This is a genomic window from Brevundimonas sp. LPMIX5 (genome assembly GCF_003576505.1).
GTDB classification, from domain to species: Bacteria; Pseudomonadota; Alphaproteobacteria; order Caulobacterales; family Caulobacteraceae; genus Brevundimonas; species Brevundimonas naejangsanensis.
The window spans coordinates 190,498-210,573 of record NZ_QWTZ01000014.1 but is presented as its reverse complement, the minus strand read 5'-3'; the positions used below and the strand labels follow the sequence as shown (position 1 = coordinate 210,573).

The 20,076-nt window shown below is 66.8% G+C and carries 21 protein-coding genes; 3 read left to right on the top strand and 18 right to left on the bottom strand.

Annotated elements, in window-relative coordinates; all coding sequences use genetic code 11:
• Nucleotides 1-96: 96 nt before the first annotated feature.
• Both D1604_RS13305 and D1604_RS13300 read right to left on the bottom strand, forming a co-directional pair.
• Nucleotides 97-1,002, bottom strand: coding sequence for a hypothetical protein (locus D1604_RS13305; RefSeq protein ID WP_233552092.1), 906 nt, complete (start codon nucleotides 1,000-1,002; stop codon nucleotides 97-99).
• Nucleotides 1,003-1,190: 188 nt separating this feature from the next.
• A complete protein-coding gene (locus D1604_RS13300) occupies nucleotides 1,191-1,721 on the bottom strand; it encodes a gamma carbonic anhydrase family protein (RefSeq protein ID WP_024354732.1) in 531 nt (176 codons plus the stop codon).
• 299 nt (nucleotides 1,722-2,020) lie between these two features.
• On the opposite strand from D1604_RS13300, the gene D1604_RS13295 reads away from it, so the two are divergent.
• The gene (locus D1604_RS13295) at nucleotides 2,021-2,800 is read left to right on the top strand and encodes a PhoH family protein (RefSeq protein ID WP_119413691.1); all 780 of its coding nucleotides are present in this window, start codon (nucleotides 2,021-2,023) and stop codon (nucleotides 2,798-2,800) included.
• A 399-nt stretch (nucleotides 2,801-3,199) separates the two neighbouring features.
• Here the strand turns inward: D1604_RS13295 and dxs are convergent, their stop codons facing one another.
• From dxs to D1604_RS13270, 5 genes are all read right to left on the bottom strand, one after another.
• Nucleotides 3,200-5,110, bottom strand: a complete 1,911-nt coding sequence (gene dxs / locus D1604_RS13290) for a 1-deoxy-D-xylulose-5-phosphate synthase (RefSeq protein WP_119413676.1) — start codon at nucleotides 5,108-5,110, stop codon at nucleotides 3,200-3,202.
• A 67-nt stretch (nucleotides 5,111-5,177) separates the two neighbouring features.
• A complete protein-coding gene (locus D1604_RS13285; RefSeq protein ID WP_119413690.1) occupies nucleotides 5,178-6,050 on the bottom strand; it encodes a polyprenyl synthetase family protein in 873 nt (290 codons plus the stop codon).
• A 35-nt stretch (nucleotides 6,051-6,085) separates the two neighbouring features.
• Nucleotides 6,086-6,442, bottom strand: a complete 357-nt coding sequence (locus D1604_RS13280) for a tRNA-binding protein (RefSeq protein ID WP_024354736.1) — start codon at nucleotides 6,440-6,442, stop codon at nucleotides 6,086-6,088.
• Nucleotides 6,442-6,699, bottom strand: coding sequence for an exodeoxyribonuclease VII small subunit (locus tag D1604_RS13275; protein WP_004370819.1), 258 nt, complete (start codon nucleotides 6,697-6,699; stop codon nucleotides 6,442-6,444). The genes D1604_RS13280 and D1604_RS13275 overlap by 1 nt, the downstream gene beginning before the upstream one ends.
• A gap of 60 nt (nucleotides 6,700-6,759) precedes the next feature.
• On the bottom strand, nucleotides 6,760-7,398 hold the full coding sequence (locus D1604_RS13270; RefSeq protein WP_119413675.1) for a histidine phosphatase family protein: 639 nt from the start codon (nucleotides 7,396-7,398) through the stop codon (nucleotides 6,760-6,762).
• 234 nt (nucleotides 7,399-7,632) lie between these two features.
• On the opposite strand from D1604_RS13270, the gene D1604_RS13265 reads away from it, so the two are divergent.
• Together D1604_RS13265 and D1604_RS13260 are read left to right on the top strand one after the other, a co-directional pair.
• Nucleotides 7,633-8,160: a GNAT family N-acetyltransferase gene (locus D1604_RS13265; RefSeq protein ID WP_119413674.1), complete on the top strand. Its 528-nt coding sequence runs from the start codon at nucleotides 7,633-7,635 to the stop codon at nucleotides 8,158-8,160.
• A gap of 21 nt (nucleotides 8,161-8,181) precedes the next feature.
• The gene (locus tag D1604_RS13260; protein ID WP_119413673.1) at nucleotides 8,182-9,360 is read left to right on the top strand and encodes a vWA domain-containing protein; all 1,179 of its coding nucleotides are present in this window, start codon (nucleotides 8,182-8,184) and stop codon (nucleotides 9,358-9,360) included.
• Here D1604_RS13260 and D1604_RS13255 read toward each other — a convergent pair.
• The 11 genes from D1604_RS13255 to D1604_RS13205 all read right to left on the bottom strand — a co-directional run bounded on the left by D1604_RS13255 (nucleotide 9,357) and on the right by D1604_RS13205 (nucleotide 20,075).
• Nucleotides 9,357-10,601, bottom strand: a complete 1,245-nt coding sequence (locus D1604_RS13255; RefSeq protein ID WP_119413689.1) for a hypothetical protein — start codon at nucleotides 10,599-10,601, stop codon at nucleotides 9,357-9,359. The two genes, D1604_RS13260 and D1604_RS13255, sit on opposite strands and share 4 nt — an antisense overlap.
• Nucleotides 10,602-10,731: 130 nt before the next feature.
• The gene (locus tag D1604_RS13250) at nucleotides 10,732-10,914 is read right to left on the bottom strand and encodes a CsbD family protein (RefSeq protein WP_024354741.1); all 183 of its coding nucleotides are present in this window, start codon (nucleotides 10,912-10,914) and stop codon (nucleotides 10,732-10,734) included.
• A 64-nt stretch (nucleotides 10,915-10,978) separates the two neighbouring features.
• The gene (locus D1604_RS13245; RefSeq protein WP_119413672.1) at nucleotides 10,979-11,449 is read right to left on the bottom strand and encodes an NUDIX domain-containing protein; all 471 of its coding nucleotides are present in this window, start codon (nucleotides 11,447-11,449) and stop codon (nucleotides 10,979-10,981) included.
• A 51-nt stretch (nucleotides 11,450-11,500) separates the two neighbouring features.
• Entirely contained in the window at nucleotides 11,501-12,544 is a 1,044-nt protein-coding gene (locus D1604_RS13240; protein WP_024354743.1) for a sensor histidine kinase, read from the bottom strand.
• Nucleotides 12,545-12,547: 3 nt separating this feature from the next.
• Nucleotides 12,548-12,970, bottom strand: coding sequence for a response regulator (locus tag D1604_RS13235; RefSeq protein WP_004370806.1), 423 nt, complete (start codon nucleotides 12,968-12,970; stop codon nucleotides 12,548-12,550).
• Nucleotides 12,967-14,502 carry a sensor histidine kinase gene (locus D1604_RS13230; RefSeq protein ID WP_024354744.1) on the bottom strand — a complete coding sequence of 512 codons (1,536 nt, stop codon included), beginning with the start codon at nucleotides 14,500-14,502 and terminating at the stop codon, nucleotides 12,967-12,969. The genes D1604_RS13235 and D1604_RS13230 overlap by 4 nt, the downstream gene beginning before the upstream one ends.
• 55 nt (nucleotides 14,503-14,557) lie before the next feature.
• Entirely contained in the window at nucleotides 14,558-16,657 is a 2,100-nt protein-coding gene (flhA, locus tag D1604_RS13225; RefSeq protein ID WP_119413671.1) for a flagellar biosynthesis protein FlhA, read from the bottom strand.
• A 56-nt stretch (nucleotides 16,658-16,713) separates the two neighbouring features.
• Complete coding sequence (gene bla, locus D1604_RS13220) at nucleotides 16,714-17,613, bottom strand: class A beta-lactamase (protein WP_233552090.1); 900 nt, start codon at nucleotides 17,611-17,613, stop codon at nucleotides 16,714-16,716.
• A 4-nt stretch (nucleotides 17,614-17,617) separates the two neighbouring features.
• A complete protein-coding gene (gene flbD / locus D1604_RS13215) occupies nucleotides 17,618-19,027 on the bottom strand; it encodes a sigma-54-dependent transcriptional regulator FlbD (RefSeq protein WP_119413670.1) in 1,410 nt (469 codons plus the stop codon).
• A 41-nt stretch (nucleotides 19,028-19,068) separates the two neighbouring features.
• Complete coding sequence (gene fliN, locus D1604_RS13210; RefSeq protein WP_024354748.1) at nucleotides 19,069-19,401, bottom strand: flagellar motor switch protein FliN; 333 nt, start codon at nucleotides 19,399-19,401, stop codon at nucleotides 19,069-19,071.
• Nucleotides 19,401-20,075, bottom strand: coding sequence for a flagellar assembly protein FlbE (locus D1604_RS13205; RefSeq protein ID WP_119413669.1), 675 nt, complete (start codon nucleotides 20,073-20,075; stop codon nucleotides 19,401-19,403). Before D1604_RS13205 ends, fliN begins: the two co-directional genes overlap by 1 nt.
• Nucleotide 20,076: the final 1 nt, after the last annotated feature.

The window sequence follows — 20,076 nt, the reverse complement described above, 5'->3', positions numbered from 1 at the left end:
TCTGCAAGGAACGGGGCCCAGTCGTTTAGGCCTATCGACGGAGAGTCGATGGCTGAGACTAGACGCCGGCGTCTGTCGCCAGGCTGAACAGCGGGTTCAGAAAACCCGGCCGCCGACCCCGCCGTCCATCATGATCATGCCGGTAGAGGCGGCGCCCTCGACCATCTCCTCGCGATACTCGGTGTAGGTCTCTTCGCGGATCATGGTCAGAACCTTCACGCCGGCGCCGTAACGGCGCAGCAGCGAGCGCTCATTACACTGACGCGCCTGCTTTTCAGGACGGCATTCCAGACGGCCGCCGGCGCCGTGCCACAGGGCGTCGCCCTTGTTGCAGGCCGTGGTTTCGCCGGCCGCGCCTTCCGCCTCGCTGACGGTCCACTGCAGCTTTGTCCCCGCCAGGCAGCGGTACAGTTCGCCGTCGTAGCTGTCCGCGACGTCGCGGCCCGGAACGACCTGGGACGCCGGGTGCGGCACATTGCGGTCGTCGATGCAGACGGCCTGCAGCACGACCTGTTTCTCGATACGGCGCGACGCGGTGAAGGGCACCCGCACCATCTGCATCCCGCCCTGGACGTTCAGTCCCTGAATGGTGGTGGGATAGGGCTGATCGACGTTGAAATAGGCCCCGCCGCCGCCCGCCACGATAACCGTGGACGCCGCGCGCGATCCGGCCCAGGCGCGCGCCGAGGCGTTGGCGCTGGCGTTCGCATTGACGTTGACGTTGACGTTCACATTGCCGCCGCCAGAGCCGCAGCACGGAGGGGGCGGAGGCGGCAGGCATCCTCCGCCGCCGCAGGGCGGCGTCACCGGCGGGCGCGGGGGCAGACAGCCGGTGGGGCCGCAACCGCCGCCCGGCGGCGTCACCGGCGGGGTGATCGGCGTCGGCGGAGGCAAGATCGGCGTGGGCGGCGGCGGCGGCAGGCAACTGGACGGCCCGCACTGCGCCGCAGCCGCATCAGCAACCGCCATCAGCCCGACAAAGGCCACAGCGCCGGCCAGCATTTTCGTAATCCCTATCCGCATGGGATCGGACTCCTGCATTGATCGTCAGCAGAGGCAATGCAAGCGCCGGGCCGTTTCGAGTGTCCGCCAATGGGCTGTTTCATCCCCTCATGCGCGAGTTTGCGCCGTTCCGGCCCGTTAGCCGCAGCGCCTGTCCCATTGTGATCCGTGCCATTGTGGGGCGACGGTCAGTCGATCCGCTTCAGGTCTGTCACATAGCGCCGCCAGTTCTGGACATAGTGCTGCGCCGACATGCGCAGACCCTCGATCTGACCCTCTTCCAATTCCCGCACCACCTTGCCGGGCTGTCCCATGACCAGACTGTTGTCGGGAATGACCTTGCCCTCGGTGATCAGGGCGTTGGCGCCGATCAGGCAGTTCTTACCTATGCGCGCGCCGTTCAGGACGACCGCGCCGATGCCGATCAGGCTGTTGTCGCCGATTTCGCAGCCGTGCAGCATCACCTTATGCCCCACCGTGACCCCGGCGCCGATCGTCAGGGGCGATCCGAGGTCGGTATGCAGGATGCTGCCGTCCTGAATATTGCTGTCGGCTCCGATGACGATGGGGTCGTTGTCGCCGCGCAGCACGGCGTTGAACCAGATGCTGGCGCCCGGATGCAGAATCACATTTCCTAGGACGGTCGCACTGGGCGCAATCCAGTATTCGCCTTCCGCTGGAAGCTGAGGCTTGCTGTCGCCCAGACTGTAAACACTCATCCGCACACCGCCTATTCTTCTTAAAATGAAGGCTTTAACCCTTCAGAAACCACGTTAGCATCAGTCTGTTGATGCGATTCGGCAGGCCCCATTCGCCCCCGGATCCGAAGCCGGATCAAGCCCGGTCCGGTCAGATGCTGGAGAATGCGCTTGGCGTGTTCGCGACCAGTTCGGGGACGGCGACGCACCTGCTGCGGCGAAGACCCTGCGACCGTTCGGGACGGCTGCGCGACTTCGGCCCCCACCTCCCCCACCGACGACCAAGGCGAGACCCAGCCGGGCTCGCCTTTTTTCATGCCCTGGAGGCGTCCATGAGCAAACGATCGGCCATCAAGCGTCAGCTGCGCGAAGGCGTGCTGGATTCGCCCGAATTCATTCAGGACGCCAAGGTACGGCGATTGCCCGCCCGCGTTGGCGGCTGGTCGCCCCTGCCTTCGAATGATGAGCGGGACCAGGCCTATATGAAGACGCTGAAGCCCAAGTCCGACGGCCAGGCCGAACTGATGGACGCCGTCGACCACGCCAATCTGGTGCTGGCGCTGGGCCCGGCAGGCACGGGCAAGACCTATCTGGCCGTCGCCAAGGCGGTCGAGGCGCTGGAGGCGGGCAAGGTCGGCCGCATCGTCCTGAGCCGTCCCGCAGTCGAGGCCGGGGAATCGATCGGCTTCCTGCCCGGCGACATGGAGGACAAGCTGGCCCCCTATCTGCGCCCGCTCTACGACGCCCTGTCGGACCGTCTGTCGATGAAGCGGGTCAAGGCCCTGATGGCCGAGGGCCTGATCGAGATCGCCCCCATCGGCTATATGCGCGGTCGCACGCTGAACAACGCCTTCATCGTCGTGGATGAGGCGCAGAACTGCACCTACGTCCAACTGAAGATGCTGCTGACCCGTCTGGGCTGGCACTCGACCATGGTGGTCACGGGCGACCCGCAGCAATCCGACCTGCTGCCGGGGGTCTCCGGCCTGTCCGACATCGCCGACCGTCTGGAAGCCGTGCCCGAGATCGCCGTGGTCCGCCTGGCCGAGCGCGACATCGTGCGCCACCCGCTGGTCGCCAGCATGATCGGGGTGCTGTAACCTGAGCCTTCCTCTGAGGAGAGGACGAAAAAATAGAGTCCAATTCGTCTGAATCGTCTGAAATCTCCCCTCGGCCCGCGCGCAGTCTAGCACAGGCGCCGAGGGGGGATGGCCGATTGCAGATTTAGGCTCGCGCGTGATCGCCGTCGTTCACCATCTGCTTGTGGCGGACATAGTCGGAATGGTGCGATCCTTTCGCGCACCTTCTCCCTCCCCTTCATGGGGAGGGTGGTCGCGCAGCGACCGGGTGGGGAGGGCTTGGCGATACGGAACTCAGGCGGTCCTGAATCCAAGCGGTCACGGCTCAACGCCTGAATAGCGAAGCCGCCCCCACCCGTCTTCGCCCTACGGGCTCAGCCACCCTCCCCATGAAGGGGAGGGAGAGGCGTTGCGCCTATGTCAGGCTCGTACCGCCCGGCTGGCGTCGACGCCCAGGGCGGTCACGGCGGCGGCGGCGATGTGTTCGGCGTTGAGGCCGGCATGGGCGTACATGACCTCGGGCTTGTCCTGATCCTGGAAGATGTCGGGCAGGTGAAGGGTGCGGACCTTCAGCCCGCCGTCCAGCGCGCCCTTCTCGGCCAGCAGTTGCAGCACGAAGGCGCCGAAGCCGCCCATGGCGCCTTCTTCCACCGTGATCAGCGCCTCATGTTCGCGCGCCAGACGCAGGATCAGATCGGCGTCCAGCGGCTTGGCGAAGCGGGCGTCGGCGACGGTGGCCGAGACGCCGCGCGCGGCCAGCATATCGGCCGCCTTCAACGATTCCTGCAGGCGGGTGCCCAGCGACAGGATGGCGACCGACGTGCCTTCGCGCACGATGCGGCCCTTGCCGATCTCCAGCGGGGCGGCCAGTTCGGGGATGTCGACGCCCACGCCCTCGCCACGCGGATAGCGGAAGGCGCTGGGGCGGTCGTCAATGGCGAGCGAGGTCGAGATCATCGCCGCCAGTTCGGCCTCGTCGGCCGCAGCCATCAGCACCATGCCCGGCAGGGCGCCCATATAGCCGATATCGAACGACCCGGCGTGGGTCGCGCCGTCCGCGCCCACCAGACCGGCGCGGTCCATGGCGAAGCGCACCGGCAGGGACTGGATCGCCACATCGTGGACGACCTGATCATAGCCGCGCTGCAGGAAGGTCGAATAGATGGCGCAGACCGGCTTCATCCCATCAGCGGCCAGACCGGCGGCGAAGGTCACGGCGTGCTGTTCGGCGATGCCGACGTCGAAGGTGCGATCCGGGAAGTCCTGGCCGAACAGATCCAGCCCCGTGCCCGACGGCATGGCGGCGGTCACGGCCATGATGGCCGGATCGACCTGCGCGTGCTTGATCAGCTCGGTCCCGAATACCTTGGTGTAGCTAGGCGCGTTGGAGATGGCCTTGGCCTGCTTGCCCGAGATCACGTCGAACTTGACCACGGCGTGCAGCTTGTCGGCGCTGCTCTCGGCCGGAGCGTAGCCCTTGCCCTTCTGGGTGACGACGTGGACCAGCACCGGGCGGTCGGTGATGGCCGCCGCATTCTTCAGAATGGGGACCAGATTCTCCATGTCGTGACCGTCGATCGGCCCGACGTAGTAGAAGCCCAGCTCCTCGAACAGGGTGCCGCCGACGATCATGCCGCGAGCGTATTCCTCGGCCTTGCGCGCGGCGTCGCGGAAGGGACGCGGCATATGGTCGACGAACTTCTTCCCGACCTTGCGGATATTCTGATAGGCGCCGCCCGAAACCTGTTTGGCCAGATAGGCGCTCATGCCGCCGACGGGCGGAGCGATCGACATGTCGTTGTCGTTCAGGATGACCATCAGCTGGCCGCTGGTGGCCTCGGCGGCGTTGTTCATCGCCTCATAGGCCATGCCCGCCGACATGGAGCCGTCGCCGATGACGGCCACGACGCGGTTGTTCCCGCCCTTGGCGTCGCGCGCGGCGGCGAAGCCCAGCGCCGCTGAGATGGAGGTCGAGGCGTGGGCCGCGCCGAAGGGGTCGTATTCGCTCTCGGACCGCTTGGTGAAGCCCGACAGGCCGCCGCCCTGTCTCAATGTGCGAATCCGGTCGCGCCGCCCGGTCAGAATCTTGTGCGGATAGCACTGGTGGCCAACGTCCCAGATCAGAATGTCCTGCGGCGTCTCGAAGACGTGGTGCAGGGCGACCGTCAGTTCGACCACGCCCAGACCCGCGCCCAGGTGCCCGCCGGTCACCGACACGGCGTCGATGGTCTCGGCCCGCACCTCCTCCGCCAGCTGTTTCAGCTGGGGAATGTCGAAGCCCCGCGTGTCAGCAGGAAACTTGACGGTGTCGAGAAGCGGGGTGTTGGGCATAGGGATCGGGGGCCTTCAGACGACGGAGCGTCAAACAGTAACCCGCTGAGGGCGGGCGCGTTTCCTATCAGGACCGGCGTTTAAGCACAAAGTCCACGCTGGCCTTGAGGATTTCGGCCTCATGACCGAACAGGTCAAGGTGCGAGCGGGCCTGATCGGCCAGATGCGCGACCCTCTGTCGCGCCGCATCGACGCCCAGCAGGGTGACGAAGTTGGTCTTGCCCAGGGCCGCATCCTTGCCGCCTGCGGCCTTGCCCATCTCTTCGGCCGAGCCTTCGGCGTCCAGAACATCGTCGACGATCTGATAGGCCAGACCGATGTCGTGGGCGAAGCTGGTCAGGGCGTGCCACGCCGCCTCATTGGCGTCGGCGACGATCAGGGGAATCTCGAAGGCGTAGGCGAACAGGGCGCCGGTCTTCAGCCGCTGCATCCGGGCCACTCCGCCCAGATCATCGCGCACCCCCATCAGGTCGATCATCTGGCCGCCCGCCATGCCGCGCGCGCCCGAAGCGAAGGACAGACGCCGCGCCAGTTCGCAGCGCACGGCCGCGTCGTCGTGGGTGTCCTCGTCCAGAATGATGTCGAAGGCCGCCGTCTGCAGCGCGTCGCCCGCCAGAATGGCCGTCGCTTCATCATAGGCGATGTGCAGGGTCGGACGGCCGCGCCGCACGTCGTCGTCGTCCATCGCCGGCAGATCGTCATGCACCAGCGAATAGGCGTGGACGCATTCCAGCGCGCAGGCGGCGCGCAGGACGGCGCGGTCGTCCGCCTCCAGCATCCGGCCCGCCTCAATGGCGAAGAAGGGACGCAGGCGCTTGCCCGGCCCCAGGGCGGCGTAACGCATGGCCTCGGTCAGGCGCACTTCCGGTCCATCGGCGCGCGGCAACAGTTCATCCAGCGCCACGGTGACGACATCGGCGACCTCAGCGACGCGGTCGATGACGGCTTGCTCGGGCGAGTTGGCGGCGAGCACCTTCAAAACAGCCTCCCGCCCAGCGGCAGGTCGCGATCGACGCCGACCAGGACGACGTTCCCCTCCGCATCCGGGAAGCCGAGGGTCAGCACCTCGGACATCACTGGGCCGATCTGGCGCGGCGGGAAGTTGACGACGGCGGCGACCTTGCGGCCGTCCAACTGGTCCAGGGTGTAATGATGGGTGATCTGAGCCGAGGACTTCTTGACGCCGATGGCGTCGCCGAAGTCGATGGTCAGCTTATAGGCGGGCTTGCGCGCCTCGGGGAAAGGCTCGGCCTTGATGATCCGGCCGACGCGCACGTCGACCTTCATGAAGTCGTCGAAGCCGATCTGCGGCGCGAGGTCGGTCGCGGACATCAGCCGAACTCGGCCGGTTCGACGCCTTTGGCCTGGCCGTCGGCGCCGACGACGATCTTCTCGACCCGCAGCTGGGCGGCCTTCAGCCGCGCCTCGCAGTGAGCCTTCAGCCGCGCGCCCTCTTCGTACAGGGCGATGGACTCTTCGAGCGGCGCCTGACCCGATTCCAGGCGCGAAACGATGCCCTCCAGACGCGACAGGGCGTCCTCGAAGCTGAGATCGGCGGGCACGGCGGGGGAAACGGATGCGTCGGTCATGATGGGCGCAACCTAGAGAGGCGCGCGCGCCGCTTCAACGGCCTTCCTGAGACCGCGACGTCAGCGCTTCACGAAACGGCGCAGGGACCAGTATTTGAAGCCCTGATTGTGGGCCAGTCGCCAGCCGTGCGCCTTCAGCCGCTGGCCGACCATGTGGTTGAAATAGCCGTGCGCCAGCACCAGCACGTCATGGCCTTCAGAGGCGCGGGCGATCAGCACGCGCGCGGCCTGATCGGCGCGGACCTCGGCCTCGGCGCGGGTTTCCTGACCCTCATGATGATTGAAGGCGTGCCACCAGATGCGCGAGATCACGCCCCAATAGCGCGGCGACAGCTTGATCCAGGCGGGAAAACGCGGCGGCGGCAGGGGCGCTTCGATGAACAGGGCGTCGACCAGCACGTCGCGATCCGGCGCCACCGCTCTGGCGGTTTCCTGCGCGCGCGGCCGTGTCGAAGCGTAAATGGCCCCCGCCCCTTCGGCCGCCGTCAACAGCGCCTGAGGCGGCGTCTGGCCCGCGCGCAGACCGCCGATCTCATAGCGGCCCCACCAGTCGCGATATTGATCCGAGGTGATCATGCATTTGCGCGACAGGGCCGGTTCGCCGTGGCGCGCCAGCGTGATGGCCCCATAGGCGACTTCAGCCCCGGCGGAGCGGGCGGCCGCGACCGGCGTCTGAGTTGCGGATTCGGAATGAGTCATGAGCGCAGGAGAAGTCATAGCACGGGGATCGGCCTGTGAAACCAAGGCCTTGGCGTCCCTTAACCTCCCCATCCGAGCATTGGCGTGCGCCGCGGACGACGCACCTTGGATAAAGGTGGTAGCCCTCGTCGCCCGCCCCTGCAACCACGCAAAGATGACGAGGCTGCGATGATGTCGCCACGCGGGTCTCGACACGCCTTCACCCGACGCCCGCCCGGCGCTATTGCGTCGATCATGAGCGACCCTGTGATCCGCCCCGCCCGTCCTGACGACGCCGCCGCCCTGGCCGTGCTGGGACGCCAGACCTTCATCGACACCTTCGTCACCGGCTTCGGCATTCCCTATCCGGTCGCCGACCTGACCGCCTTTCTGGACGCCAGCTTCAACGCCGAGGCCATCACCACCAAGCTGGCCGAGCCGGGCGCCGCCTGGTGGGTCGCGGAGCGCGACGGCGAACTGCTGGCCTTCGCCAACGCCGGGCCGAACACCCTGCCCCACCCCGACGGCCGCGCCAGCCACGCCGAGCTGCGCCGCCTCTATGTCGGCAAGCAGGCGCAGGGGCTGGGCCTCGGCACGAAGCTGCTGAAAATCTCGCTGGACTGGATGGAGGCCAATACCGACGGCCCCCTGTGGATCGGCGTCTGGAGCGGCAATCTGAAGGCGCAGAAACTCTACGCCGCCTACGGCTTCGAGAAGGCGGGCGAGTACCAGTATCCGGTCGGCGCCTGGATGGACGACGAGTTCATCTTGCGGCGCGGCTAGGCCGGGGCCAGTCTTAAACCCATGCTGCTGCCCTTCTTCACCGCCCTGCGCGAGGCCAAGGTGCCTGTGTCGCTCAAGGAATGGCTCCATCTGATGGAGGCCATGGACAAGGGCGTGGCGGGGCGCGACGTGGAGGCCTTCTACCACCTGTCGCGCGCCGTCCTGGTCAAGGACGAGAAGCACTACGACCGCTTCGATCAGGTCTTCGGCAAGGTGTTCAAGGGGCTGGAAGGCGTCAGTCCCGGCGAAGAGATCACCGCCGACATCCCCGAGGACTGGCTGCGGCTGCTGACCGAAAAATACCTGACCGACGAGGAGAAGGCGCAAGTTGAGGCGCTCGGCGGTTTCGACAAGCTGATGGAGACGCTGAAGCAGCGGCTGGAGGAGCAGAAGGAGCGCCACCAGGGCGGCAACAAGTGGATCGGCACGGGCGGGACCAGCCCCTTCGGCCACGGCGGCTATAATCCCGAAGGCGTGCGCATCGGCGGGCCGGGGCGGCACGGCCGCGCGGTCAAGGTCTGGGAAAAGCGCGAATACAGGAACCTGGACGACACGGTCGAACTGGGCACGCGCAACATCAAGGTCGCCCTGCGCCGCCTGCGCCGCTTCGCCCGCGAAGGCGCGGCCGAAGAACTGGACATCGACGGCACCATCGACGGCACGGCGCGTCAGGGCTGGCTGGACATCCAGATGCGGCCTGAGCGGCGCAATACGATCAAGGTGCTACTGTTCCTCGACGTCGGCGGCTCGATGGACGGCCATATCCAGCTATGTGAAGAGCTGTTCTCAGCCGCGCGGACCGAGTTCAAGAACCTGGAGTTCTTCTACTTCCACAACTGCCTCTACGAAGGGGTGTGGAAGGACAACCGGCGCCGCCACAGCGAGCGCATCCCGACCTGGGACCTGATCCATAAATATCCCGGCGACTGGCGCGCCATCTTCGTCGGCGACGCGACCATGTCGCCCTATGAAGTGACCATGCCCGGCGGCTCGGTCGAGCACTGGAACGAGGAGGCGGGCGCCGTCTGGCTGAAACGCGCCCGCGAACAGTGGGACAAGTCGGTCTGGCTGAACCCCGTGCCCGAACGCCACTGGAGCTACACTCCCTCGGTCAGCCTGATCGGCGAGGTGATGGAGCACCGCATGTTCCCCCTGACGCTGGAGGGACTGGAACGGGCGATGCGGACGCTGGCGCGCTAATCGACGCTCAGCGCGCCGAAGGCGGGCTGGATGCCCGTTGCAGTCTCCTGACGGAAGAAATAGCGGCCGGGGTGGAGGAAGAAGGTCGCCTCCGACGCGCCGGGCGGCAGCAGATAGTGATCCGACGGCGGACCGGCGGCGGCTTCCGCCATCGGCAAGGCCTGGATCAGCGCCTGTTCGTTCAAGAGGGGGACCTTGATCGTCACGCGCCGTCGCTCGGGATCCGCCGCCAGCCACCCGGGGCGGCCTGCCACAGGCGTCATGCGCGGATGGAAGACCGACATATCCATCTTTCCGGCATAGTTGGGCGTGGCGATGCTTTCGCCATCCTTTGACACCACGATCGGGGCATCGGGCGCAAAACGGGCCAGGATGGCGGCCACGTGGGGGGCATCGTTCTGAGGCGCGAGCGCGGGCCAGTTCATCGACTGCTCAATGGTCAGCGGATCGATGCCCGTCTTGGCCTTGAGACGCGCGGCGAACCATAGGCCGCCCCGTCCTTCGGTCTCCATCGCGTGACTGTAGCCGACGAAGACGAAAACGCGCGCCTCGGGGTGGGCCGACAGGATGTTGGCGATCAGGTTGTCGGCCTGCGCCTCTTCACGCGCCGCGATCTGCGCTGCGCTGTCCGCGCCCTCGGGCGCCCTTTGGTCGAAGCGCTGTTCATAGTCCGAGAAGCGGTAACCGAGCTGGGCCGCCTCGCGCACCATCTCGGCGAAAACCGGATCGTGGGTGTAGTAGCCGTAGCTGGCCAGGAAGGGCGCGCCCCTCGCATAGGCGCCGATCCGGACAAGGGGGTCAGGCTGAGGCGGGGTGAAGGTCTCGGCGGCGAACCAGTCATAGCCCAGCGGGCGCAGCGCCCGCATGACCCGCGCGGCGAAGGCGCGGTGTCCGGAAATATTGTGCGCTTCATTCAGGATGACGATGCGGGTGTCGCGGGCGGCCTCGGTAATGGCCTCGATCGCATCGCGGGCCACGGCGCCGTCAAGATCCGGCGGAACGACTGACGGCCGAGGCGGCCGTTCGTCCAGACCAACGGCGGTCTCCTCATCGCCCAGAAAGGACGCGAACTGGCTGAGCATCTGGCGCGCGGCCTCGTCGCCAGCTTCGGACCTGGCCTTGAGGTCCAGATAGGTCGGCAGATAGCGACCTTCGGTGAAGAAGAGCTCGTCATTCGACAGCGCCTCCTGCGGCCAAACAGGAGTCGCACGCGCTACGCCCGCCCCTGCAGCCCCTAACAAGATCGATCTACGCGACCACATCCGCTTGCTTCCCCCCAGCAGCGACTGACATGACGACGATACTTAAAACAGATTTCGGCAGCACTGTGGCCGCGACCGCCGCCCAGCAAGGGCGGCGGTCGAGACGAAATCAGTCCTTGTCGCCCTTCAGGGCGTCCTTGACGCCGCCGACGGCGTTCTGGACCTTGCCCGCGACCTGATCGGCGCGGCCTTCGGCTTTCAGCTTTTCATCGCCGGTGACCTTGCCGGCGGCTTCCTTGATCTTGCCGCCGATGTTCTTGGCGGCGCCTTCGATGCGGTCGTGATCGGCCATGGGGAGCTTCCTGTCTGACGGCCGCCGGGACTGGCGGCCTCTCAGGGAAAACAACCCTTTCTGCTCAACCCGGTTCCGAGGCTGCGGCATGACGGTCGCGCAGCCAGCGGGCGACGGCCCAGCTGTGGGCCTCATGGCGCAGACTGAACAGGACGCGCATCGGCTCCATCCAGACCAGTTCGTGGTCGGCTTCCTGTTTGGTCGAGGGGTCGGCGCCGGCCACGCTAACCACCCAGACCCCGCCGACGTTGTTCACCGGCGTGCCGTCAGACTTGAGGAAATACTGCCCCGCTTCGGTCAGGCGGTCGACCGGCTGGATGATCAGGCCGGTCTCTTCAGCGAACTCGCGGACCAGGGCCTGCTGTTCGGTCTCCTCGCCATCCAGGGCGCCGCCGGGCAGATCGTAATAGACGACCCCTTCGCCGCGATCCACGCGGACGCAGGCCAGACGGCCTTCACGCTCGGCGATGCCGAAAACAGCGGGGCGGTGGATGTAGTCGAGGCCCGGGCGGGCCGTGCCGAACTGAAGCTTCATTTCACCGAGCTTAAACCCGCCGCGCCGCCGGGCGAAAGCCCAAATGCACGCTCAGAGGTCGAACGCCAGTCGCGCGCGCACGCCATGATGCGCCGGGTCCACTTCGATCGCCGAGCGCAGGCCGCTGGCCATCGCCGAGATGATCTTGGAGCCCAGGCCGGTGCCCTTGGGCGCGCCGTCGCCAAGACCCGGCCCGTCGTCCTCGACAGTCAGCAGGGCTCGCCCGCCGCCCTCCGCCTGTTCCAGGATGATGCGGATTTCGCCTGCCGCGCCGGGCTCATAGGCGTATTTGACGGCGTTGGTGACCAGTTCGGTCACGATGACGCCCAGGGACACGGCCTGGTCCGTCGTCACCCTCAGGGGCTCGGCGCGCAGGGTCAGGCGCGACCCATCGCCATCCGGCCCGATCGACTTGCTCAGTTCCTCGACCAGCCCGGCCAGATATTCATCCATCTGCACCCGTTCGACATCGGCCGAGGTGTAGAGGCGGCGGTGGACATGGGCGACGGCCTCAATGCGGACCTGAGCCTCGCGCAGAGCGGCCCGCGCGCCTTCGTCGGCGAGCTGGCGCAGTTGCAGGGAGATGAAGCTGGAGACCAGTTGCAGCGAGTTGCCCACGCGGTGATTGACCTCGCGCAGCAGAGCCTCGGCGCGGTCGCGCTCTTGCCGCACTTCATCGTTCGCTCGCTGGTTCTCATGCTCCAGACGGCGACGCAGCAGGGCGTCCTCGACCGCCGAACGCAACAGGGCGGTGAAGTCCTCGGACACGTCCTTGATGACGTAGTCGGCAGCGCCCGCGCGCAGGGCGGCCACGGCGATCCGCCCGTCCTGCGCACCGGTGACATAAACCACCGGCGGCGGGGTCGGCAGGGCCAGGATGTCCGGCAGAACGTCCAGTCCTTCGCGGCCCGGCATATAGTGATCCAGGGCGCAGACATCGAAGGCTTCCGCCTTCAGCGCCTCATAGCCCGCATCGGCATCGGGCGCGCAGACGACCTGATAGCCGTGGCGCTCCAGTTCCTTCTGGACCAGGCGCGACAGGCCGCGATCATCGTCGATGTATAGAAGCCGTATGGGAGGCTGGACCTGATCCACGTGTCAGATCTCGGGGGCTTGCATGACGGAAAGGAACAGGCCCAGCTGACGGATCGCGCCCGCGAAGGCCTCATAGTCGACCGGCTTGGTGATGTAGACGTTGCAGCCCAGGTCGTAGCAGCGCTGGATCTCGCCCTTGTCGTCCGTCGTGGTCAGCACCACCACCGGGGCGCGGCGCAGACGCTCGTCCGCCTTGACCCGCTCAAGGATATCCGTGCCCGACATGTCCGGCAGATTGAGGTCCAGAAGGATCAGCAGAGGGCCGCTGCGGCGAACCTCTTCCTGAAAGAGATAATCCAGCGCCGCATCGCCATGGTCGAAATGAACGATGTCGTTGGCGATATTCGCCCGCCGGATGTTCTTCTCAATGAGCTTGGCGTGGCCATGGTCGTCCTCGACCATGACAATCTTCACCGAGTGGCTCACAGGCGATCTCCTTGATAGTCACCCAGCATAATCAGACGCTTCGGAAATTTTAGGTAAAAAGTCGAGCCTTCGCCCAGTTCGGATTCGACGTCGATCACGCCGCCCATCCGGCGAACGATGTTGCGTACGAACGCCAGGCCCAGGCCTTCCCCCGGCGTGTCCTGCTTGCCCGAGCGCCGGAACAGCTCGAATATCCGTTCATGATCCCGAGGCGAGACGCCCCGGCCGTTATCTCGCACAGCATAAGAGACCCAGCCGTCCGGCTCCTGCCGGCCGCTGACCTCAATATGGATCGGCCGGCCCGGCTGCTGATACTTGACGGCGTTGTCGATCAGATTGCTGAAGACCTGCTCGATCGACAGACGGTCGTTCTCCATCGCAGGCAGATCGCTGATCGTGATCTCGCCGCCCGTTTCGGCGACCTGATGGCTGACGGTGTCAGCGATGGCGCGGACCATGGCCGTCATATCGAGCGTCTCGGGCTGAAGGGCGCGGCGCCCCTCGCGTGACAGGCGCAGGATGGCGTTGATCAGCCGGTCCATCTTGGCCGTCGAGGTGCGGATAAAGCCCACCGCTTCGGGCGCATCCTCGCGCACTGAACGCAGCGCCTCAGCGTCCACAAGCTCCGGGTGGGTCGCCTCCAGCGAGGTCAGCTGCTGCTCCAGAGCCTTGCTGACCTGCTCCAGCTCAGACGTGTAGCCCATGACATTGACCAGGGGCGCGCGCAGATCGTGGCTGACGATATAGGCGAACCGCTGGATTTCCTCATTGGCGCGGGTCAGTTCAGCGGTGCGGTCACGGACCTCGTTTTCAAGCCCGGCGTTGACGCGGTCGAGTTCGAAATGCGCCTCCTCGATCTCGGCCACATAGCGTCGCACCATCCAGACGCTGATGCCCGCCAGGATCAGCACCAGAACCGCCGCCAGGGCGTTGACTGCGACCGTGACCGTTTGCGCCCGCTCGGACTGACGCGTCCTTTCCGTCAGACGCTGCGCCTCGACCGCATCCACTGCAGACAGCTCGACGCGGATCTGGTCCATCAGAAACTTGCCGCGACCGTTACGGATCAAGGACACCGCTTCGCCGATGCGCCCCGTTCGCGTCAGCTCGATCGTGTCCGCCATCAGTTTCAGACGCTCACGATAGAGCCCCTTCACCTTGGCCACCCGGCGGGCCTGATCCTGATCGCCGACCGCCAGTTGCTCCATCCGCTCGACCACGCCCGGCAGCTTGGCCACTGCGTTCTCGTGCAGCCCCAGATATTCGGTCCGAGCCGTCAGCATGAAGCCTCTCTGACCCGTCTCGGCCTCGGTCAGCAGCATCAGCATGTCCTTGGCCGCCAGACGCACCTGCTGGCTGTGGTCGACCGTATCGTTATAGGTCGCCGTCCGCTGGATCATGACGAAGGTCGCGGCGTTCACCGCCATCAGCAACAGGATGGCGAGCGCCAGAAGCGCGATGATGGAGCGACTGAGGGTCGGGGTGCGCAGGAAGGTTCCGAAGGTGCGCAGGGCCGGCCGAATGCGTTTCATGGCCGGAACCATATTCGCCGCCTGCGCGGTGTCCAGCGATTAACCGTGAAGTCGCCTAAACCGAGCCGACGGTGCGCAGGCGGGCCTTGGGGTGAATCTCATTCTGGCTCATCACCACCGTCTGGCCCCGGAAGCGTTCGATGATGGAACGGACGTAGGGACGCACCTGCGGCCCGGTCAGGAGGACCGGGTTCTCGCCCGTCATGGCCGCGCGCTCGAACACGTCGCGCACGGCGCGGATGAAGTCCTGAAGTTTGCTGGGCGCCATCGCCAGCTGCTTGTCTTCGCCGGGACCGACCAGACTGTCGGCGAAGGCCTGTTCCCACTCGGGCGACAGGGTGACGATGGGCAGGGCGCCGTCGTCGGCCTTGTGCTGCCAGCACAGCTGACGCGCCAGACGGCTGCGGACGTGCTCGACCAGGGTGGAGACGCTGGTGGTGTGCGGCGCGGCCTCGGCCAGGCCTTCGAGGATGGCGGGCAGGTCGCGGATCGACACCTTTTCGCGCAGCAGGGCCTGCAGGACGCGCTGAAGCGTCGTCACGGTGACGACCGAGGGGATCAGCTCCTCGACCAGCTTCTGCTCCTCGCCCTTCAACTCCTTCAACAGCTTCTGCACCTCAGCATAGGACAGCAGCTCGGCCATGTTCTCCTTGAGGATTTCGGTCAGGTGCGTGGTCAGCACTGTCGAGGGGTCGACGATGGTGTAGCCGCGGAAGGTCGCCTCCTCGCGCAGGGACTCGTCGATCCAGGTGGCGGGCAGGCCGAACGCGGGCTCGCGCGTGTGTTCGCCGGGCAGTTCGACCTGACGCCCCGCAGGGTCCATCGCCATCAGGGAGGACAGACGCACCTCGCCCGATCCGGCGTCCATCTCCTTGATACGGATGGCGTAGCCCTGATTGGGCAGGCGCATGTTGTCGAGGATGCGCACCGACGGCATGACGAAGCCGTATTCCTGGGCCAGCGATCGGCGCAGGGCGCGGATCTGGTCCGTCAGGCGCCGCCCCTCCAGATCGTTGATCAGGGCCAGCAGGGCATAGCCCAGTTCGATCTTCACCTCGTCGATGGTCAGGGCGGTGGAAATGGGCTCCTCGACATCCTCCCTGGGCTTGAGGTCCACCGGCTCGGCGGGCGGCGGCTTCAACCGGTCGCGGCCGAGTTTCCACGCCATGAAGCCCGTCGCCAGCGCCAGTCCCGCGAACGGCAGCAGCGGCATCCCCGGGATCAGGCCGATCAGGCCCGCCGTGCCGGACACCACCCCCAGCGACACCGGATTGGTCGCCAGCTGCGCCGCGAAGGCCTTGTCGGCCGAGCCCTCGACCCCGGCCTTGGTCACGAGGAAACCCGCCGCGACCGAAACGATGATGGCCGGAATCTGCGTCACCAGACCGTCGCCGACCGTCAGCTGCACATAGGTGTTGGCGGCCTCCATGGCCGGCATGCCGTGCTGCAGCACCCCGATCAGCAGGCCGCCGATGACGTTGATGAAGGTGATGATCAGGCCCGCGACCGCATCGCCGCGCACGAACTTCGAGGCGCCGTCCATGGCGCCGAAGAAGGTGGATTCCTGCTCCAGTTCCTTGCGACGCAGCTTGGCCTGTTCCTCATTGATCAGGCCGGACGACAGGTCGGCGTCGATGGCCATCTGCTTGCCCGGCATGGAGTCCAGGGTGAAGCGGGCCGAGACCTCGGCGATACGGGTCGCGCCCTTGGTGATGACGACGAAGTTCACCACCAGCAGGATGGCGAAGATGATCACCCCGATGATGAAGTTGCCCCCCATCATCAGCTCGCCGAAGGCCTGGATGATCTTGCCTGCGCTGTCGTGGCCTTCCTGGCCGTTGCTGAGGATCAGCCGCGTCGAGGCCAGGTTCAGCCCCAGGCGGTAAAGGGTCGAGACCAGCAGCACGGTCGGGAAGATGGCGAAGTCCAGCGGCCGCTTCATCATCACGGCCGTCATCAGGATCAGCACGCTCGAGACGAGCGAAATCGCCAGCAGCAGATCCAGAAGCATCTTCGGGACCGGCAGGATCAGCAGCATGATGACGCCGATGACGCCGACCGCCATGCCGACTTCGCCACGCAACAGCCAGCCCATCGCATCACGCCCCGTGGGGCGCGCCATGCCGTCCTTCATCAGGAACGGCGCGTCAGCCATGACGACGTGCGAAGGTCATGTCGCCTGATGACAGGATTCGCCAGATCTCATCCATGTCAGCCATGCCCCAGCGCCTTGAGCGCCTGCCGCGTCGCATCGGCGACCACCGCCTCGCGCTGGGCGTCGGTCGAATCCTTCGTGGCGTGGAAATAGACGGCGATGGCGATGGGCGCGCCGTCGGTCGGATACAGCACGCCGATGTCATTCACCGGACCGTCGCCGCCCGTGCCGGTCTTGTGCGCGACGGTCCAGCCGGAAGGAACGCCCGCCTTCAGGCGCGCCTGCCCCGTCGGCGACGCCACCATCCATTCCAGAAGCAACCGCTTGAAAGCCGAATCGAGCGGCGAGGCCTCCGACAGGATCAGCCGCTCGATATTGCGGGCCGACTGCGCAGGCTGGATGGTGTCCTTGTCGCCGTCCGCCCGGTTCAGTTCCGGCTCCAGCCGATCCACGCGGGTCGTCTCATCGCCGATGCCGCGATAGAAGGCGCGCAAGGGCTCCAGCCCGCCCATTTCGCGGATCAGGATGTTGGCGGCGGGGTTGTCGCTGACTTCGACCGCGCCCTTCATCAGTTGCTCGATGGTCAGGGCCCGACCGACGGCCGGCTCCGTCACCGGGGCGTGGCTGATCATGTCGGCCTGCGTCACCGGGATCGCCCGGTCCAGCCGCTCCTGCCCCGCCTGAACGCGCAACAGGGTGGCGGCGGCCAGATACATCTTGAAGGTCGAGCAATAGACAAACCGCTCGTCGCCGCGCCAGTCGGCGCGCTTGCCTTCGGTCAGGACCGAGACGCCCAGACGGCCGCCGTGGCGGGCTTCCAGCGCCGACAGGTCGAGGTCCAGAACGACGGGCTCGGCCGTCGCAGGCTCCGTCGCTTGCGCACAGGCGCCCAAGGCCATGCCCCCAAGCGTCAGAGCGCCCGCGCCGATCAGCAGGGTGCGACGGTCGGCGCGCACCGGATCAGCCCGCCGCGCCGTAGGCGGCCGCCACGCCCGACTGGGGCGCCGGGATCGGCGTGCCCTGATCGGCGTATTCGTTGAGCTTGTTGCGCAGGGTGCGGATGGAGATGCCCAGGATCGTCGCCGCATGGGTGCGGTTGCCCAGGCAGTGGCTGAGCGTGTCCAGAATCAGCGTCTTCTCCATCTCGGCCACGGTCTGGCCGACAAAGCTGCGGGTCACGGCGTCGGCGGCCTGCGCCGCCTGACCGGCCACGCCTGCGTCATAGGTCGAGGCGGCGGGGGTGGAGGCTCCCTCCCCGCCCAGCAATGGGCGTCCGTCCGGCAGGCGGATGGCGTCGACGTCGATCTCGGACCCGGACGCCAACAACACCGCGCGGTGCATGGCGTTTTCCAGCTCGCGCACGTTGCCGGGCCAGCGGTGGGCGATCAGGGCGCGTCTGGCCTCAGGGCCGATGACGCGCGGCGGCACGCCGTTGGCGGCGGCGTATTTCCTGACGAAGTGGTCGGCCAGCACGGCGATATCGCCGGGGCGTTCGCGCAAAGACGGCAGGCGCAGGTTCACGACGTTCAGCCGGTACAGCAGGTCTTCGCGGAACGTCCCCTCGGCCACCGACTTGGCCAGGTCGCGGTTGGAGGTGGCGATGATGCGGATGTTGACGGGCACCGGCTTGGAGCCGCCGACGCGGTCGATCACCCTTTCCTGGATGGCGCGCAGCAGCTTGGCCTGAAGGCGGGCGTCCATCTCGGAGATTTCATCCAGCAGAAGCGTGCCGCCGTCGGCCTCCTCGAACTTGCCGATCCGGCGCGCCACGGCGCCGGTAAAGGCCCCCTTCTCGTGACCGAACAACTCGGATTCCAGCAGGTTATCCGGGATGGCGGCGCAGTTGACGCTGATGAAGGCCTTGTCCGCACGGCGCGAGCTGCTGTGCAGATAGCGGGCCATCACCTCCTTGCCGACGCCGCTCTCGCCGGTGATCAGGATGGAGGCTTCCGAACGCGCCACCTGATCGGCCAGCTGGATGACCGACTTCATCGCCGGATCAGCCGAGATCATCGGCCGCTCGTCATCCGCCACCGCCGACAGGACGGCGGCGATCAGGTCCGCCTCGGGCGGCAGGGGGATGAACTCCTTGGCCCCGGCGCGGATGGCGTCGGCCGCTTCCTTGGCGTCAGCGTCGACGCCGCAGGCCACGACCGGCACATGAATGCGCTCGGCGTCGTTGGCGGCGATCAGGGCGGCGATGTCGATGCGGTAGTCGACCATCAGCAGGTCCGCGCCCTGCCCCCGGCGCAGTTGCTCGGTCGCCTGATCGGCGCGCTCGACGTGCTGGACCTTGGCGCCGTGCGCCATGGCCATCTTCACCGCCGTCGCCAGTTGGCCGCTTAAACGACCCACCACCAGAAGACGCATCGCCCTACTCCTTCAAATCCTGTCCGTGACGAGGCGGCCGATCAGGCGCCCTTGTCCTCGGTCTTGATGATTTCCGTCATGGTCACGCCCAGACGATCCTCGACGACGACGACCTCGCCGCGCGCCACCAGACGGTTGTTGACGAAGATGTCGATCGCCTCGCCGACCTTGCGGTCCAGCTCCAGCACAGAGCCCTTGTTCAGCTTCAGCAGCTGGGCGACCGACATGTGCGCCTTGCCCAATACGGCCGAGATGTTGACCGGCACGTCGAAGACAGGCGCCAGATCGACAGCGGACTTCTCGCCGCCGTCATCGGCCAGATTCAGGGCGGTGGAATCGCCGAATTCCTCAAGCGAGAGATCGTCGGTGGCCATCAGAAGCCCCTCCTGTCATGGGCGCCGCCTTCAAGGGGCGGCTCAGCGTGGCCGGCTTCGGCGGCCAGTGCGGCGTTGAGCGCCGCAACGACGCGCGCTTCAGCTTCGGCCGGGTCGAACTCGGCGCGCCCGTCAGCCCATTCCAGGGCGAAGGCGGCGGCGGGCAGATGCGGTTCGTCGCGGAACACCACCAGCCCTGAAAAACCCGCCTGAGCGCACAGAGCCTCGATCTGAGCGCGGCCGTCCTCGTCCAGCCCCGAGGCGCGGACGACAAGGCGCGGCGTGGCGTCCATCTCCTGCCCGAGAGACTCGATGGCGGCCTCCAGCGGACGACGCGGGAAGCGTTCGAAGGCGGCCGAACCGATCACACGCGCGGCGGCCAGCGCCAGTTCGGCGGACTCGCGGCGGTGCGCCTCGGCCACGCCGCGCAGGGCGGTCGCCGCCTGGGAAACCGTCTGCGCCACGATGGACAGGGCGTCGGCGCGCAGGGCCTCGACCTCGTTCAGCGCCTGCTGGCGGGCTTCCAGCCGCGCCTGGGCGACCAGGGCCTCGACCTCGGCCGGGGCGAAGGCGCGCTTGGTCGGCTGCCAGGTCGAGGCGCGCAGCACGGCGCCGTCAGCCCCGAACTCGGTGTCGAAGGCGAAGGGGACGGCGTTGGCGGGTTGGGCGGTCATG